At 46.5% G+C, this 16,850-nt stretch carries 20 protein-coding genes; 10 read left to right on the top strand and 10 right to left on the bottom strand.

All coding sequences use genetic code 11. From position 1 onward, the window contains the following. Positions 1 to 91: 91 nt before the first annotated feature. The gene (locus LCM10_RS13040; protein ID WP_224876705.1) at positions 92 to 892 is read right to left on the bottom strand and encodes an endonuclease/exonuclease/phosphatase family protein; all 801 of its coding nucleotides are present in this window, start codon (positions 890 to 892) and stop codon (positions 92 to 94) included. 3 nt (positions 893 to 895) lie between these two features. Then, positions 896 to 2,533: a PTS transporter subunit IIBC gene (locus tag LCM10_RS13035; RefSeq protein WP_224876704.1), complete on the bottom strand. Its 1,638-nt coding sequence runs from the start codon at positions 2,531 to 2,533 to the stop codon at positions 896 to 898. A gap of 362 nt (positions 2,534 to 2,895) precedes the next feature. Here LCM10_RS13035 and LCM10_RS13030 point away from each other — a divergent pair, with 362 nt between their 5' ends. Next, positions 2,896 to 3,378 (top strand): hypothetical protein, encoded by a 483-nt coding sequence (locus LCM10_RS13030; protein ID WP_224876703.1) that lies wholly within the window; start codon positions 2,896 to 2,898, stop codon positions 3,376 to 3,378. Positions 3,379 to 3,543: 165 nt separating this feature from the next. Here LCM10_RS13030 and LCM10_RS13020 read toward each other — a convergent pair whose 3' ends face one another. From LCM10_RS13020 to LCM10_RS13005, 4 genes are all read right to left on the bottom strand, one after another. Beyond that, complete coding sequence (locus tag LCM10_RS13020; protein WP_224876702.1) at positions 3,544 to 3,840, bottom strand: putative quinol monooxygenase; 297 nt, start codon at positions 3,838 to 3,840, stop codon at positions 3,544 to 3,546. Positions 3,841 to 3,903: 63 nt separating this feature from the next. Continuing rightward, positions 3,904 to 4,539, bottom strand: a complete 636-nt coding sequence (locus LCM10_RS13015) for a nitroreductase family protein (protein ID WP_224876701.1) — start codon at positions 4,537 to 4,539, stop codon at positions 3,904 to 3,906. Between the two features lie 20 nt (positions 4,540 to 4,559). Beyond that, complete coding sequence (locus LCM10_RS13010) at positions 4,560 to 4,982, bottom strand: MarR family winged helix-turn-helix transcriptional regulator (RefSeq protein ID WP_224876700.1); 423 nt, start codon at positions 4,980 to 4,982, stop codon at positions 4,560 to 4,562. 189 nt (positions 4,983 to 5,171) lie between these two features. Beyond that, positions 5,172 to 5,534, bottom strand: a complete 363-nt coding sequence (locus tag LCM10_RS13005; protein ID WP_224876699.1) for a winged helix-turn-helix transcriptional regulator — start codon at positions 5,532 to 5,534, stop codon at positions 5,172 to 5,174. 225 nt (positions 5,535 to 5,759) lie between these two features. Between LCM10_RS13005 and LCM10_RS13000 the strand changes: the two genes are divergently transcribed. From LCM10_RS13000 to LCM10_RS12980, 5 genes are read left to right on the top strand one after another with little or no spacing between them, the layout of a single operon-like run. Beyond that, positions 5,760 to 6,164, top strand: a complete 405-nt coding sequence (locus LCM10_RS13000) for a hypothetical protein (protein WP_224876698.1) — start codon at positions 5,760 to 5,762, stop codon at positions 6,162 to 6,164. Between the two features lie 14 nt (positions 6,165 to 6,178). After that, complete coding sequence (locus LCM10_RS12995) at positions 6,179 to 6,622, top strand: hypothetical protein (protein ID WP_224876697.1); 444 nt, start codon at positions 6,179 to 6,181, stop codon at positions 6,620 to 6,622. Between the two features lie 16 nt (positions 6,623 to 6,638). Continuing rightward, on the top strand, positions 6,639 to 7,208 hold the full coding sequence (locus LCM10_RS12990; RefSeq protein ID WP_224876696.1) for an AAA family ATPase: 570 nt from the start codon (positions 6,639 to 6,641) through the stop codon (positions 7,206 to 7,208). Between the two features lie 14 nt (positions 7,209 to 7,222). Further along, entirely contained in the window at positions 7,223 to 7,651 is a 429-nt protein-coding gene (locus LCM10_RS12985) for an ester cyclase (protein ID WP_224876695.1), read from the top strand. Positions 7,652 to 7,682: 31 nt separating this feature from the next. After that, a complete protein-coding gene (locus LCM10_RS12980; protein WP_224876694.1) occupies positions 7,683 to 8,222 on the top strand; it encodes a DUF1572 family protein in 540 nt (179 codons plus the stop codon). Between the two features lie 56 nt (positions 8,223 to 8,278). Here the strand turns inward: LCM10_RS12980 and LCM10_RS12975 are convergent, their stop codons facing one another. After that, positions 8,279 to 10,201, bottom strand: coding sequence for a heavy metal translocating P-type ATPase (locus LCM10_RS12975; protein WP_224876693.1), 1,923 nt, complete (start codon positions 10,199 to 10,201; stop codon positions 8,279 to 8,281). A 213-nt stretch (positions 10,202 to 10,414) separates the two neighbouring features. Then, positions 10,415 to 11,599 carry an MFS transporter gene (locus LCM10_RS12970; protein ID WP_224876692.1) on the bottom strand — a complete coding sequence of 395 codons (1,185 nt, stop codon included), beginning with the start codon at positions 11,597 to 11,599 and terminating at the stop codon, positions 10,415 to 10,417. Between the two features lie 126 nt (positions 11,600 to 11,725). Here LCM10_RS12970 and LCM10_RS12965 point away from each other — a divergent pair, with 126 nt between their 5' ends. Next, positions 11,726 to 12,112 carry an OsmC family protein gene (locus LCM10_RS12965; protein WP_224876691.1) on the top strand — a complete coding sequence of 129 codons (387 nt, stop codon included), beginning with the start codon at positions 11,726 to 11,728 and terminating at the stop codon, positions 12,110 to 12,112. A gap of 298 nt (positions 12,113 to 12,410) precedes the next feature. On the opposite strand, the gene LCM10_RS12960 is transcribed toward LCM10_RS12965, so the two are convergent. Then, positions 12,411 to 12,830, bottom strand: a complete 420-nt coding sequence (locus tag LCM10_RS12960) for a pyridoxamine 5'-phosphate oxidase family protein (RefSeq protein WP_224876690.1) — start codon at positions 12,828 to 12,830, stop codon at positions 12,411 to 12,413. 125 nt (positions 12,831 to 12,955) lie between these two features. Here LCM10_RS12960 and cax point away from each other — a divergent pair, with 125 nt between their 5' ends. The 3 genes from cax (at position 12,956) to LCM10_RS12945 (ending at position 15,489) form a co-directional block, all read left to right on the top strand. Continuing rightward, positions 12,956 to 14,011 carry a calcium/proton exchanger gene (cax, locus tag LCM10_RS12955; protein ID WP_412103398.1) on the top strand — a complete coding sequence of 352 codons (1,056 nt, stop codon included), beginning with the start codon at positions 12,956 to 12,958 and terminating at the stop codon, positions 14,009 to 14,011. 301 nt (positions 14,012 to 14,312) lie between these two features. After that, positions 14,313 to 15,128 (top strand): YfkD famly protein, encoded by an 816-nt coding sequence (locus LCM10_RS12950; protein ID WP_224876689.1) that lies wholly within the window; start codon positions 14,313 to 14,315, stop codon positions 15,126 to 15,128. A gap of 181 nt (positions 15,129 to 15,309) precedes the next feature. Continuing rightward, complete coding sequence (locus tag LCM10_RS12945) at positions 15,310 to 15,489, top strand: hypothetical protein (protein WP_224876688.1); 180 nt, start codon at positions 15,310 to 15,312, stop codon at positions 15,487 to 15,489. 147 nt (positions 15,490 to 15,636) lie between these two features. Here LCM10_RS12945 and yfkAB read toward each other — a convergent pair whose 3' ends face one another. After that, complete coding sequence (yfkAB, locus tag LCM10_RS12940) at positions 15,637 to 16,764, bottom strand: radical SAM/CxCxxxxC motif protein YfkAB (protein ID WP_224876687.1); 1,128 nt, start codon at positions 16,762 to 16,764, stop codon at positions 15,637 to 15,639. Between the last annotated feature and the right edge of the window lie 86 nt (positions 16,765 to 16,850).

Here is a 16,850-nt window from a genome sequence, read left to right as displayed (position 1 = left end):
AAAGTTTCCGGCTTTTTTCTTTCTATTATCTGGCTCCAATAGGTAAAGGATCTACATATTAAAATCAGAAGTTAATAAAAAAACCCGTCTATCAAATAGACGAGTCTTCAACCGTAACCTCAACCCCATAATGATCCGACACGACAGGTTTATTCTTTCCATTAAAAATAACCTTGGAAGAAAGCACGTCAAATCGTTCATTGGCCAAAATGAGGTCGATGCGGAGGTCCACCTTATTCTCATCCCAGCCGGCGATCTTGCCTTCGACCGTGACGCCTTCATCACAATCACGGGCAAGGTCGTACGTATCAACAATTCCCTTGGATAGAAGGTAATCATAGCCTTCACCGCGGATGTGGGCGTTGTTGTTGAAGTCCCCCATGAGAAAATAGGGTGATTCCGATGTGACCTGTTCGAGCAGAGAATCTGCCTGAAAGCTGAACGGTTCTTCTTCGTCCTGCCACCAGCCGAGGTGACAGGAGTAGAAGGTGAGGGGGCGGCCATTGTAGGAAATGGTGGCCCCTACGATTTTACGGGTCTTCCAGTAAGATTGATCATGACTCTTTGAAATGAAGAATGAGTGTTCTTCCACAACATCATGCCTGGTCAGGAGGGCAACGCCTTCTTCGTAGACATCGTAACCGATGTGGGCGAAATCCCATACGAGCCGGTAGTCTGTCACGCCAAGCCCCTCAAGCTCTGCAAGCAGGGCAAGGGCGAAGTTGTCCTGTTTCACAATGCCTGAAACAGTTTCACTCTCGATGAGCTGACTGACTTCCTGAAGCGCGATGACATCGTATGATTTTTCCGCGATGCTATGAGCAAGTATTGAGAGCTTCTCTCGTTGATTGTCTTCCTGCCAGGAGTGGCAGTTCAATGTCAATAATTTCATGGATTACGCTCCAAGCAGGTCCTGGATATCGGATTTGATGACGTCTGCTTTTGGACCATAAATCGCTTGGACGCCTTTGTCTTTCAGAATCAATCCGAGTGCGCCGTTTTGTTTCCATTCTGCTTCTGTGCCGACGAGGCTTGTATCTTTGACGGTTACACGAAGTCGCGTCATGCACGCATCGACATCCACGATGTTTTCTTTTCCACCAAGTAGGGCAACCACTTTAGGTGCGAGGGAATCTTTTTTCACAGAAGATGAGCCGCCTGTAGCCGCATCGTCTTCGATATAGTTCCCGTTACGTCCCGGAGTCGGGAAGTTGAACTTCTTGATCAAGAAGTTTGCAACCGTAAAGTTCAGGAAGAAGAAGACAAGACATGCCATCACAAAGTTCACCAGGTCCATCCACAGACCGGCTTTGACAATCATCGGCACACGGGTCAATAGCTCGATCGATCCGAATGAGTGGACGCGGATGTTGATGATATCAACGATGGCAAATGCCAACCCTGTCATGATGGCGTACACGACATATAGAAGTGGCGCAGCGAACATGAACATGAATTCAATCGGCTCTGTTACACCTGTTAGGAAGACAGCCAGACCAGCTGATAAGAACATGGACTTATACTTTTTCTTTTTGTCTTGATCGACGTTTCTATACATTGCAAAAGCGATCCCGATCAGTGCAGCAGATGAAAGAATCATCTGACCTACTTTGAAGCGGGCAGGTGTGACATCATTCAATAATTGTTTGTAGCTTTCGGTATCCCCAGCCTGAAGGAAGTTGTTCAAGTCGGCGATCCATGCAAGCCAAAGTGGGTCTTGACCGGCTACCGTCGAACCAGCTCCTGAACCAGTAAGGATTTTGTAAGTTCCGCCTAGCTCTGTGTAGTTGATCGGAACCGTCAGCATATGGTGCAGTCCGAATGGCAGTAACAGACGCTCCATGGCACCGAAGACAAACGGTGCGATGATTGGTGCAGAGTTGCGTGATGTAGCGATCCATTGACCGAAATCATTCAGTGCACCCTGGATGAAAGGCCAGACGATACTCATGACGACAGCGGTTACAACCGAGCCGACAATGACGACGAATGGGACGAAGCGCTTTCCGTTAAAGAAGGAAAGGGCGTCCGGTAATTTATCATAGTTATAATATTTGTTGAAAAGGTTCGCTCCGAGGAACCCTGAGATGATTCCGACGAATACACCCATGTTCAGTGCAGGTGCACCAAGAACGGATGTGAAGTAATCAGATACAATCAATGTTTGTCCGAATAGGGACGAGACGGTTGCTTCGGGGTCTGCAAGCATATCGCCGTTCACTCCGAAAATCGCTCCGGTGATGCGGTTGATCAAGATGAAAGCGATAAGTGCAGCGAATGCACCGCCTGCACGTTCCTTCGCCCACGATCCCCCGATGGCGACAGCGAAGAGGATATGTAGATTAGTGATGATCCCCCATCCGATATCTTCCATCACTCTTGCAATCGTTTGCACTAAAGCGATGTCCCCACCGGTCATTCCGATCAATTTACCGATCGAAATCATGATCCCGGCAGCAGGCATGACTGCGACAACGACCAAGAGTGCCTTTCCGAACTTCTGCCAGAAATCAAATGACAATAAATTCTTCATAAACCTGTTTCCTCCTTTAATATCAATATCTTACGTGTATTCGTTTTCATAAAATTTTGTGTGCGTTTTCATTTTTCATGATAAAAATGAAGAGATGGTCAGCGTCTTATCGGGTGGCTATTCCTGTTAAAAAGAACCGTGAAAAGAGATGCAACCGTTTGCACGTTTCATTCGATAAATCTCATTATAAAAAAACCCTTCCCATAAATCAATAGAAAATTATTATTTCAAGAAAATATCGATTCACCGCGGTGCCGCACCGAGGGACGTACCTTCGAGAAGGGGGAAGTTCATCGATAAGGGTATATTTGTAAAATGCTTGCTTGATACTAAAAGAAAATTTATAGACTAAGGAATTTCTTATGATTGGACTATTAATTGCCGTTATATTTTTCAATGTAGCCGCTTATTTCTTCAGTGACCGGTTGACAACGAATCAGAAACTTCATATTTGGACATTCACGATCGCCTTCCAACAGACGCATGATCTGATTGTTGAATTCAAATATTCAGCTTATTGGTACTTCGGGAAAGGGGTCAATTGGTCGGGGCTCATTGGACACACAGTCCTTCTGCCGCCAGTCAACCTGCTCTTCCTTCAATTTTTCCCTTTTGGAAGAGGGTTTACGAAGCAGTTTCTTTATCTAGCAGGGTGGACTGGGGCTTTACTTATGTATGAAGCACTGACAAGGCTTCCTGCTCCATGGGGTTACTTTCATTACGGATGGTGGAAGTGGGAGTATTCAGCGATCGAAGACCCCATCCTCCTCCTGTTATTGGTCGCATTTTATAAGATAATCCTGCGTCTGGAGAAAGAGCGGGGAGCGTTGAAAGGGGAGGGTTGAGCGTGCAGGATGTTGATTTCTTAGAGATGATTTCGCGGTCAACCGCCAGCTTCTTGGTGCTATTAATTCTTGCTCGTTTGTTGGGGAGGAAACAGCTGAGTCAATTGACGTTCTTTAAAAAAATCGCCCCGTTCTCCAAGGACGGGGCGATTTTCTTAGATGAAACTATCTTTCAACCTTTTCACCGGCAAAGACTTGGACATCGATCGGTGCAGCCATATATTCTGGAGCTTTTTTACCAAAATCGATGAAGTGTTCGCTCGTATTGTGTGCTTCGACGGCTGCGCCGTCTTTCCACGTTTCCACCATTGTATAGGTTTGTTCCTTCTCCGTGTCCTTCATCAAGTCGTAAGAAATGTTTCCTTCTTCAGCCCTTGATGCTGATACAAGTGAACGGACTTCTTCAAGAAATGCTTGTTCTTTATCAGCTTTGATTTGAAAATGTGCGTGGATGATAATCATGTCGTTTCCTCTTTTCATTGTAATGTTATGGTCGTGGAATGGGGGAGAAAAGCCCCCTTCCCATTATTTCCATTCAGTGATCTTTTCAACTGGCAGACGAACCGATTGATATCCTGCGTCGGCTGCTTTACCGATGGAGATGAGCATGACTGGATAGTAACGGTCTTTATCCATGCCGTACGCTTCAGCGATCTGATCTTTTTCATAACCGCCGATCGGGTTCGTGTCGTATCCGTGCGCACGGGCTGCCAGCATGAGCTGCATGGATACCAATCCTCCATCAATGAGGTTCATTTCTTTGTATTGCTCTTCTGTCATGATATCAAGAAGTCCTTTGATGGAAGGCAGTTGTCTGTCCCTTACCTCCGCTGGCATAAACCCTCTTTCAACGGCTTCATCGTAGATTTCATCTGCGTAGTCCAGACTGTTCATATCTACGAATACTGCGATGACGGCGGCCGATGTCTTCACTTGTGTCTGGTTGAATTTCGCAAGTGGGGCCAATGTCTCTTTCCCTTCCTGGCTATCGATGACAAGGAAACGCCATGGCTGCAAGTTCACGGAAGATGGTGCCAATGTTGCTTCTTGCAGGATTTCCGTCATTTCCTCTTTGCTGATCTTGACCGATGGATCATAATTCCTGATGGAGCGGCGTCCAGTGATGATTTCTTTGAAGTCGTTATTTCTAGTTGCATTCATGTTGAAAAACTCCTTTATGATTAATAGTTTATATCTTTGACATTCTGCTGGATCCGCATAAGCAAATCCGAAAGTATTGATTGGTCCTCGGAACTGAACCCGTTGAGCACCTGGCCGATGAACTGCTTCTTCTCCTGACACAGGGCATCGATCCTGTCCCTTCCTTGATCGGTCAGTCTGACGAACGTCACCCGGTTATCCTCAGGGTTCTTCCGGCGGGAAATCATCCCGCTTGCTTCGAGCTGCTTCAAATGCCTTGTCACAGCTGCATGATCAATATTCACTTCACGCTGAAGGGCCCTCTGGCTGATTTCATCTACTTCCATCAGTTTGTGCAAGAGCTCGAGGCGAGACTGGCTGATACCGGTACAACGCTCAAACTTGGGGCTCACTTGCTTATAAATATCATTTAATTGAATTAAAATCTTCTCATCCTTGGACAAAGCATCCTCCTCCTTCAATTGATTGAGGGGTCAATCATTGATGCATCAACTAATATAAAACATCCGCAAAAAGAAGTCAACAAAACCGGCTCAACATGCTTTTATACTTTAAAGCACCGCGGGACGTACCTTCCAGAATCATAAGGCAAAACCCTGCTCCACAGGGGGAGCAGGGTTTTGTGTAATGGGTTATTTTTCATTTTCGCCAGAAATGACGAGTACGTCCTCGCCTTCTGAGACTGTTTTTTCGATATGCTGTTCCCCCCAGGAGCAGAGCATCTGCAGGGCAGGTGTAAGGGAGTTACCGTAGTCGGTCAATTTGTATTCCACTTTGGGTGGCACCTGATTGTAGATGATCCGGTCAACGACACCATCCGTTTCAAGCTCCCTCAGCTGCTGGGTGAGCATTTTTTGGGTGATGTTCGGCATGAGCCGTTTCAATTCACTCGTCCTGAGCGTCCCGTTGTCGATGAGGTGACAAAGGATGACGACCTTCCATTTGCCTCCGATGACTTCCAGGGCCGCTTCAACAGGGATATTGTATTTTTTCATGGGAAGTCCTCCTTGCATGAATCTATAAGCAATGTAGCCATTTTATTTTCCATCATGTTTACAAAGAATATATCACACCTGTCCCTCCATTTCCTAATGGATGGTTTTGGAGGGTTTACAGACTTCAGGATAAAAGCACGAGTACGTTTCAATAGATAATAAATGCACGTATGGTAAAATAAGGTTAATGAATGAAGCGGTTTCCATCTGAAAGGGGGAGAGTGAATGAAACGTTGGGTGATCATCCTTGCAGCAATTTCAATCCTTATTTTTGGTACCTATGTTTTTCTATCTAACGGGATTCCTGAGATCAAAGAAATAAAGATCCAATCTTATAATCATAAAAACAAGACCTATGAAAAAGAAAGATTAGTATCAGACCGGGACACAATTAACAAATTCACCCGCATCCTCAACAGAGCCGGCCATGAAGCCAAAACGATGTATGAAATGGCCAATCATGAAGACCATTTAGTCACTGCCACCTATGAAGGTGGAAGGACCGATGAATTCAGGGTGTGGGAGAGCTCCGGCAGGTACACGCATATCATCAGGGCTGGGGAAGGTGATTCTTTTAAAATCGGCGGTAAGGGGGACCGGAAAAAGTTACTAGAGTTAATCGGCGGCTAGGGGAGGTGGATGACTTGATTTCTCAGAAGAAAATGATGGTTTTATATCTGGCTTTTCTATTGTTTTTAACGGCTTTATATGTAAGGGCAGATATTTATCCGACAGGCTGGACGTACCAACGCAATGAAGAAACGAACTCAACGGTCATCTCTCACGGCATGTTTTATAAAGAAACGATCGAATTCGACAACAATCATACCTCCGAGCATGCTGAAATCACACTCGCTCTCATTGGAATGAAAATTAATAAACTTCGTATGGTCTGGCAGTTGAACCTTTTTGTGATCCCCTTCCTTTTAGTGGGGATTATCTGGATGCTGAGCAAAGGTGTGAAGCAAACAGGAGGGTATGGGGTTTGCTTGCTCCTCTTGCTACTAGTCATCATCCTATTTGATCTATCCTTTTTCACTGAAACCTCAGGGGAAGTGCATAACGAACTATCTAACCTTATTAAATAGAAAGAGAGGCTACAAGATGAAACGATTCATCATCATGACTGTCGGCAAAACCCACAGCGGAAAGACCACTTTTGCAAACAGGCTGGAAGAACGGCTGGAGAATGCAGTCGTGGTCGATCAAGACCGTCATGCAGCATTCATCAATACATATTATCGCAAGTTATTGGCAAAGGAAGGGCCGAACACATTCAAGACTGCGCTCACCAAAACGATTGTTCAACATGCGGTGGAGGAGACCGATTGTCACCTGATTGTCTGCAATTCCAATCGAAGCCGTAGTGGACGTTTGCGGTTGTTGGACTATTATCATCAAAAGGGATTCAAGAGCATCGTTGTGGATTTTAACATCCCTCATCATATTCTGGAGGAACGAATCGCAGGGAGTCGGCGCAGCACGGCGATCTTCAGGAATCCGACGACATTTCAGGCCCTTCTTGAAAGGCAGGGGGCAGAGTCGTCGGACGATGATGTCAAACGTCCTGTCGAGGGGGAAGCAGACTATCTATTCGTCATACATGATCAAGGGGATGTTGAGGGTGTGATTGAAAACATTATCGGAATCTCTCAGTCTGAAATACTTAAATAAAGGGAGTGGTTTTGATGGTCAGCAATAATAGAAGGAACACGGTGGATAAGTGGTTTGGTGAATACTTCACAAAAGGGAATCTTGACATACTTGATGAACTGACAACGGACGGATTCATTTACCATTCAAGGAACGGTGACAATACAAAGGAACAGATGAAGGAATTTATGACCTGGTACCGTTCGGTTTTCCATGATGATGAATGGGCACTGCATGACATCATCGAACAGGATCATAAGGTCGTTGTCCGCTATACCGGCTGGATGACCTATAAGGGAGGCTGGTTCAACATCCCTTCCGAAAATCAGCGCGTGAAGGAAACGGGGATCATGATCTTTTATTTTGAAGGGTCCAAGGTGAAGGAGCTCTGGTGTGAGAATAGTGATGCCGGCATCTTGTACGATCTGGGGGCATTGCCAAAGGATACGCATGAAGTGTATTAGTTGAATTCAAATCTAAGGGAGGGGGAGAGGAATGGATATCGGGAATGAATATTTAAAAGTGGTCATCCAGCGTTTTAAGAGCGTAAAGCAGCTTGGGGATAAGACATTCGAACAGCTGGATGAAGATGATTTCTTCTGGACGTATCACGGGGAATCGAATAGTGCGGCCGTCATCGTCAAGCACATGAGCGGGAATATGGTTTCGAGATGGACGGATTTCTTGACGGCGGATGGTGAAAAGGACAGCAGGAACCGCGACGAAGAATTCACGGACGACCTTGAATCGAAGTCGGATGTCATCATGATGTGGGAAAAAGGCTGGGATACCATGTTCGATACGCTGTCGGCATTGTCGGGTGAGGATCTTTTGAAACATGTGACCATCCGTGGAGAGAAGCACTCGGTGATGGACGCCATTGAACGGCAGATGGCACACTACGCCTATCATGTCGGCCAAATTGTTTATATCGGCAAGCTCTTGAAACGGGATGATTGGGAAAGTCTCAGCATACCGAGGGGGAAATCCGAGGAATTTTTAAAAGACATGCTGAAGAAGCATAATGGAAGGTAAAAGTTATCTCAAATAAAAACTCGCCTGAATGGATCAGGCGAGTTTTTATTTGAGATTTATGACTTCAACAATCGTAAACCATTCAGTATGACGAGGATCGTGCTTCCTTCATGACCGATGACTCCATATGGAAGGTCAAGTACCTGCAGGAAGTTGGACGCGATCAATAGCATGATGACACTGATCGAGAAGATGACGTTCTGCTGGACGATCCTCTTCATCTTCTTCGATAGCTTGATGGCTTCTGCGATCCGAGTGAGGTCGTTCTTCATCAGGACGACGTCGGCTGTTTCGAGTGCGACATCGGTTCCTTCCCCCATTGCGATACCGACATTTGCGGTTGCAAGTGCCGGTGCGTCGTTGATGCCGTCTCCTACCATGGCGACCGTGCCGAAGTGATTCTTCAGTTTTTTCAGTTCTTCCACTTTCGTTTCGGGCAGGCACTCGGCGATGAAGGAAGCGACGCCTGCTTCACCGGCAATGGCACGGGCGGTCTTCTCGTTGTCACCGGTGAGCATGATCGTGTGGATCCCTTCTTCTCTCAACAGATCCAACGCTTCGATGGTTTCTTTGCGCACAACATCTTTAAGGGCGATCAACGCCACGATATACCCGTCCCTTGAGGCGAAGACCGTTGTCTTCCCTTGGGAGGCCAAATCAAGATAAGCACCGTCCATAAATTCTCCGGCAGCTTCCTTGCCGACGAACTCGGCTTTTCCGATCTTCCATTCGGCTCCGTTCACCAGCGCTTTCACACCCCAGCCCGATATATCCTCCAATGAATCCGGCTGGAAGAGGTTTGCACGATGTTCTTTTCTCACATGACCGACGATCGCCTGCGCCAGTGGATGATTGGATTGATTTTCGATGGAGGCGATGATGGTCATGACTTCATCGGAATCCACATCCTCAGTGATCAGGGCATCCGTCACGACAGGCTTCCCTTTCGTCAGTGTCCCGGTCTTATCAAACGCGATGGCTTTCAGGTTGCTTAAGTTCTCGAGGTGAGCGCCTCCTTTAAAAAGAATGCCGTGGCGGGCGCCATTTGAGATGGCGGATAAGCTTGCCGGCATGATGGAAGCGACGAGCGCACAAGGAGATGCGACGACAAGTAGTACCATGGCGCGATAGAAGGTTTCCGTCCAGCTCCATCCGAGCAGGAAGTGGGGGATGAACATCATCAGGAAGACGACGGCCAGCACCACTTTGACATACGTCCCTTCAAAGCGTTCGATGAACAGCTGTGAAGGGGATTTTTCACTTTGGGCGGATTGCACAAGGTCGATGATTTTCTGGAATAATGTCTCGCTGCTCGGCTTCGTCATTTCGACGGTGATGGCACCGTTGATATTGACGGTACCGGCGAAGACTTCATCGGAACTGGCTTTCGTGACCGGGACCGCTTCTCCGGAAATCGCCGCTTCATCGATGGTACTTGTTCCTTTCACGACAACCCCATCGGTCGGGACGCGTTCACCTGGCTTGATCAGGATATGGTCCCCGATTTCAAGGGATGAGACGTGTACTTTCTTTTCCCCGGACGATGTAACGAGCCACGCTTCCTCCGGCTGCATTTCCATCAGGGCGGAAATCTCCTTCTGGCTTTTATTCATTGTATAGGTTTCAAGCGCTCCGCTGACCGCGAAGATGAAGATCAGGATAGCACCTTCCGTCCAATAACCGATGATCGCGGAGCCGACTGCGGCGAAGATCATCAGCATTTCTACATTAAGTTCCTTGTTTTCAATGGTTTCTTCGATTCCTTCTTTCGCCTTTGCGAATCCTCCGATCCCGAATGCAAGCAGATAGGAAATGATGCTCAATGAGGACGAGTCCCCTTTTGAAAAAAGCCATCCAAGTAAAATGAATACACCACTGATGAGGGCTGCGATCAGTTCGGCGTGCGGCTTTATTTTTTCCAGGAAGTTGATTTGGTCTTTCGGGTTTCCAAGTGAAAGGGCTTTGGATTGTGAGCTCATATGGTACTCCTCCTTTTTTAAATGAAAATACAGGAATCTAATTGATAATAATAATCAACGTCATTCCCCTTATAAAACAACGAAAGCTGCCACCGGTAAAGGATGACAGCAAATCAATACGTGTTTGTACGCCACTTTATGAAAAACTATTAATTTATAATTATTATAATCTGATAGTACCATATTTATATGAGAAAGAAAAGCTTTATGTGCTTAAGAATGATCCGCGATTTCCCTGCGTCTGTTCTGAATGGAGAATCCGAGCAGGCAGACGAAGATCAAAAGCATCATGAAACTGATCATATAGAAGAAGCTCGGGCCGCTGAACCATTCAATCACGATGCCGCCGATGAACGGTCCCAGCATACTTCCGAAACTGAAGAAGATTCCGCACATGATATTCCCTGCAGGAAGCAATTCTTTCGAAAGGAGATCGGTCATATAGCTGATGCCGAGTGAGAACGTCGAACCGACGGCCATCCCTGCAAGCGTGAAACAAATGAATAGGCCCAATGTGGATTCCGACACGAAACCTGAAGCAGTGAAACATAGGAATCCTATCATCATCACGGTGAGAAGGACGTTCTGTCGCCCATATTTATCGCTCATCACGCCGAGCGGCACTTGTGAAATGATGCTTCCGACTGCGAATGCGGGAAGCAGGATCGAAACGGCTTCCACCGAGATGCCATTCCTCAGTGCGAATACAGGGAAGTTCCCATTGAGGGACGCTTCCAGGAATCCGTATCCGAGTGGTGGAAGAAGGGCGACCCAAGCATATTTCAGCACTTTTCCGAAACGCTGGAACGAACCAAGGAACGAGGCACTGCCCAAATTTTGCTGTTCGGGGAATTCGTTCTTAAGTTTGAACACAAGGCTCCAAACAAGAAGGCTCAGGATTGACGAAATCATGAATGGAAGCGCCTGGCTGATCGAGATTAGTTGGGTCATGAGCGGCCCGACAGCGAAACCGACCCCGAAGGACACTCCGTAAATCGAAATATTCCGGCCACGGTGTTCTTTGGGTGAGAAGGATGTAATCCATGTTTGTGTGGCAAAATGAAGCATATGGTCGCCGATCCCGATGAATAGTCTAAGGGCAAACCAGAACCAGAAAGACTTCCATAATGGGAATAGGAAGAGCGACAGTGCAACGATGATCCCGCCGATGATGATCATCGGTTTGTACCCTATTCTCTGAAGTGGCCTTTCCATGAGTGGCGAAGCAAGTAAGATCCCTATATACAAGGCGGTGGCGTTCAACCCGTTCAAGGAGGAGGAGAGTCCATCCTGCTCGAAGATGATGGCGATCAGGGGAAGGAGCATGCCTTGGGAAAACCCTGAAATCGCGACGATGGCCACTAATACCCAGAAGCGGAACGATAATGATTGATTCATATGAAAATCTCCCAGTCTAGTGAATTTCCTTATTAGATGGTACCCCGGAATCGATTGTTTGGCAATGGCCTCAGAATGGAGTAAAATTCAATTCATCACATTTAGGAAAAGAAAGGTTGATGTTAAATGGAATTCAATATGCAGGAAGGCGGCTTCTATACGGATCTTGGATTCGGGAAGCTTGAAGTATCGGGGAATGAAGAATACGGATTCCGTCCATTCCAGCTGCTTGTTTCTTCTGTTGCAGTCTGCAGCGGTGGTGTCCTTCGCAAGGTACTGGAAAAGATGCGCATCGAATTTGATGATATCCATATTAAAGCCGACGTTGTCCGAAATGAAGAGGAAGCCAATCGTGTAGAGGAGATTTCGCTCCACTTCACAATCAAGGGAGAAAACCTGGATGAGAAGAAAATCGAAAAAGCCATGAAGCTTACTCGCAAAAATTGCTCGATGGTTCAATCCGTACAGGACTCCATCAAAATTGAAGAAACGTTTGAACTCGTCACAGCGTAACGGGAAAAGGAAAGAAGGACGCACCTCAGAGGGATGGAAATCCTCCTGAAGGTGCGTCCTTTTCATGTTTTAAATCCCAAGCGGTGAGGGAATATGAAGGGAGTACCGGCATACAGTGGAAGGGAGAGGTACTGATCCGGAGTCCCAAGGTCCGATTATGGACCGTCCCGCTTGAAGTACTGTTGATTGTTGCCGACCATTCAGTTGAAGGTACGTCCCTCGATGCGTTAATTCGTTAAACTACTGAAAGGTAGAGGGAAGTCCTGTCCCTTTATCGGGAGAAGCGTCCCTCATCGAGCTAAAGTGTCAGTTCTTGTGGTTCTTTACCCGGTTTTTCGTAGTAGAGGATGGTGACCGGTGTCAGTTTCAACAGACGATATTCAGGGTCATCCGGGCTTGCGATCCAGTGCTTGAGCTGTTCGGACCAGAATTTCTTCTTGAGCTCCGGTGACTCCTCGACCGATGCCTTTGCTTCTATTTCTACATAATGCTCATGATCGGAGTCGCGGTCGTAGCCAAGCAAGATGTGGACATTCGGGTTCTGATTGATATCCTCCGCTTTATGCGCGTGTTCGTTTGTCGCTGTATAAAGAGTAAGATCTTCGTTATTGAACATCATAAATCGGGAATACGGTTTTTGATCCCGAATCGTTGCGAGCGTCCCTACCTTGTGATGGGAGAAAAGCTCGATCACTTTATCTTTTAATGTGTTTGTCATTTGGCACCTCCTGAAAAGATCTATTATTAATGTGTCTTTTCTCCTTGGTTTCATGAGTTCATCGTAAAAAAAATCCTCCAAAGATGTGGAGGCCTTACAAATATTGAAGAAAAGAGGACTTTATCGTGAATAAAATCTTTTTCATTTTTGTGTTGGCAGGGGTACCCATCTCGGTGATCGGAAGTTTGTTGCACTGGCCGACAGTGTTGATGTTTGCCATATATTGCGTCACGATCATTGCACTTGCAGGCTTCATGGGGAGGGCTACAGAGAGCCTTGCCGTCATTTCGGGACCACGGATCGGGGGTTTGTTGAATGCCACATTCGGAAACGCAGTAGAACTGATCATTTCCATTTTTGCTTTAAAAGCCGGATTGATCGGTGTCGTCCTGGCATCCTTGACGGGTTCCGTTCTAGGTAACCTCTTACTTGTGGCGGGACTTTCATTCTTCGTAGGGGGCATCAAATATAAGCGCCAGAAATTCAACGTGTTCGACGCGCGCCACAATTCAGGTCTACTGATGTTTGCGGTCATCGTAGCCTTTGTCATCCCGGAAGTATTTGCCCAGAAGATGGGTGATTCAGAGACAATGGCGATGAGTCTCGGCGTTTCGGGCATTCTGATCGCTTTATATCTATTCGCCCTTTTCTTCAAGCTCGTCACGCACCGTGGCGTCTATCAGCACGGTGAGGAAAGCGGAGGGCACTCCCATGAGGAGCCGGAATGGAGCAAAGGGAAAGCACTCTTGGTCTTGGCTGCTTCCACAGTCGCAGTGGCATATGTTTCTGAGAATCTCGTCCATACGTTTGAAGAAGTAGGCGAAGCATTCGGCTGGACCGAGTTGTTCATCGGTGTCATCATCGTTGCGATTGTCGGAAATGCTGCTGAGCACGCGTCCGCTGTGATCATGGCGTATAAGAATAAGCTCGATGTCGCCGTTGAAATCGCAGTCGGTTCGACCTTGCAGGTAGCGATGTTCGTGGCACCCGTGCTTGTTTTTGTTTCCCTGTTCTTCGAAACCAACATGCCGCTCGTATTCACGCTTCCTGAACTGGTCGCGATGGTGTCGGCTGTACTTGTCACCATCATCATTTCAAACGACGGGGAGACGAACTGGTTTGAAGGATTGACGCTCTTGGCTGCATACTTCATCATGGGGATTGGATTTTATCTATTATAGTGGTGAAAAAGGGGGCGCTAAATGTGGCGTCTTTTTTTTATGAAGCTCCCCAGGACAAAAGAAAGCAGCGGACCGCATAAGCGAATCCGCTGCTTTCTTGGGAAATTAGGAATTTCTTATGAAAAACTGTCAGCATTCCAAGATGTCTGACAACCCTCCAGGTATATTCATTATAAAATATTTATCGAATTTTGTAAATATTCTTTCAGTAGTGAGATTTAATTATTTTTTGGATAAGCATCTGCATCTAGGAAAAAACTAAGGGCAAACCCTAAAGTCAAAGTTGAAAGGAGTTTATTCAATGAAATTAATGCGTACCGTTCTTATGTTCATACTCGCATTCTTCGTTGCCACAACAGGCTCACATGCTGAAAAAAGTCCCGCTCCGAAGAAAGAAGCGGATTCTAAAAACGTAACCGTACCCAATTCCGTCCTGGACATTGCAAAGGAAAACACCTATCCAAACTCAACACAGGATCAGCCTTATCTGCAGCCAAGTGAATTTACACAGGAGCTTCTCGACACTTCCAATGTGAATATCGAGAATCCGAACCTGATCCGCATCCTGAATGAATCTTCCATTAATAAGGCACCGACCATCGGCTTGCGTGCAACCATCTATCTGGGGGAATGGCCGCTCAATTATGAGTCGACCGAAACATCCCCTAACTGGGAATACCAGAAAATCAACACGAATTACTATGACAACCGCGGTGGAAAAGGTAACTACCAAATCCACTATGTACAAGAAGCACAAAAAGTCGTTAAAGGCGGTCTCACAGCGAAAGTGCCTCATGCAGACGATGTCGAGAAGATGATGATGATCAAAGCGATGGACAACTCGCAGCTTCCTCTCGCTTTCCAGACGATTGTAGGCGCTGGTACAAAAAAGAATCAAGTATACAACATATCACCAAAACGCCTGGGCTATCTCTATGCCTACGCACCAGCCATCAACGAAAAGGGGAAAGTGACATACGGAGAAGTCTACCTCCAAATGAAAGGAACAAAGCGTTCCGTTATCGTCAAAAACGTCACATCACAAGGAGTAGGCGCCTGGATCCCAATCCAAGATCACGTCCACTTCGGCTTCATGGCAAGCGAAACCCCAAGATAGTCAGAAGGTACGTCCCTCATTGCTTTAAAGCGATGAGGGACGTACCTTTTTAAATTGATGTGTTACGAATGTTTAAAAGGTGTCGAATCGTGGAATATGATTATCTCGGGCAATCCCTTTTCAGAAGCTCCATGATGTGTTATAATATTCAGAATAATCTAAATAAAAGGTGGTTTTTCATATGGAATATTTATTGATCTTCGGTGGTGTATTGATTCTTGCCACAGCGATGAGATTATGGTTCGGTTCACGACGGGCAAAGTACTATGCGGAAAGAATCAAGCGTTACGGCTTGAAGGAACAGCCGTTTGAGAAAGCCGCAAGAGAAGCAGCCATAGTAAACGAAAAGTCCAATCACTAAACACTTCGGGGTTTCCATTCCGGGGTGTTTTTTTCTTGTTTCGACATGTACAGTGATTGCGCATATCGCCCCCCCGATATGAAGCCATGGCCTTTTCGATCCACCCCCATAAAAATGCCCGGCTTAAGCTAAGCCGGGCATAGGTTGTTACCGTTCAATCAGTGCTTTACGTTTTGTGAAATCAACATCCCCATAGTACATCGACTTCACCAGAACATTCGGGCCAAGGCAGCGGGCGGCAGGACAATGACAGTTCAATTCCTTCGCAAGCTCCTGCTCCTGCCATTTATCAAAAATATCAGGAAGCGAGTCACTCGTAATGTTCCCTAGCGCTGGCGTATCCCCGAAGTCCGTGACGATGACATCCCCGGTAAAGATATTGACATTGAGGCGGGAACGGCCATCCGGATCGTTGCGGACACTCACATTTTTCGCTGAATATAGCTGCTTCAATAACTCCCGATCCTCTTCGGATGAACTGCAAGGATAAAACGGAAGCGTCCCAAATAGCATCCATACGTCTTCATCGCGGAACTCTAGGATGCTCTTAATGGCATCTCTAGTCTCATCAAGCGACAATGTTTCGAGGCTTGAGGCGAAATCAGACGGGTACATTGGATGAATCTCGTGGCGGCCGCATTTCATTTCATCTACGACTTGGCGGTGGATTTTTTCAAGATACGGCAGCGTATTCTTATTCAGCATCGTTTCTGCCGAAACAAGTACACCAGCTTCAGACAGAGCGCGGCTGTTTTCAATCATACGGTCGAAAAGCTTCTGACGCTGCTCGCGTGTCGGCTTTCGCTCCATATTGGCAAAACCGACATCGATGAACTCATCGGTCGTCCCCCAGTTGTGGGAAATATGCAGCACATCCAGATAAGGGGCAATCATCATGTATCGCTCAAGGTCCAGCGTCAAGTTCGAATTAATTTGAGTATGTACGCCCCTCGCATGTGCATACTTCAGTAACGGAAGCACAACATGTTCCACAGATTTCTTTGAAAGCATCGGCTCGCCTCCGGTAATACTAAGGGAACGAAGAGTCGAAATCTCATCAAGCCTTGCAAATACAGTATCCATCGGGAGTGTATCAGGATCTTTGGGAGTCAGCGTATAACCGACCGCACAGTGCTCACAGCGCATATTGCATAAACTCGTCGTTGTAAATTCGATGTTGGACAGCGTGATGCCGCCATGCTCCTCCACATCCAGATAAGCCTCCCAAGGATCATGGTCAATCGACATTTTCTTGGAAGCAGTAGTTGATTTCATATAATAAAAAAACTCCTTTGTTAGTAAGTCACTTACCCATTATTGAAAACCCAGTACCCCTTGTCAATCCGAAAGTTATTGGTTAC

This window comes from Rossellomorea aquimaris (assembly GCF_020171925.1).
Lineage (GTDB): Bacteria > Bacillota > Bacilli > Bacillales > Bacillaceae_B > Rossellomorea > Rossellomorea aquimaris_F.
Note: the sequence above shows the minus strand (reverse complement) of the source record. Positions and strands in the feature narration are given on the sequence as shown.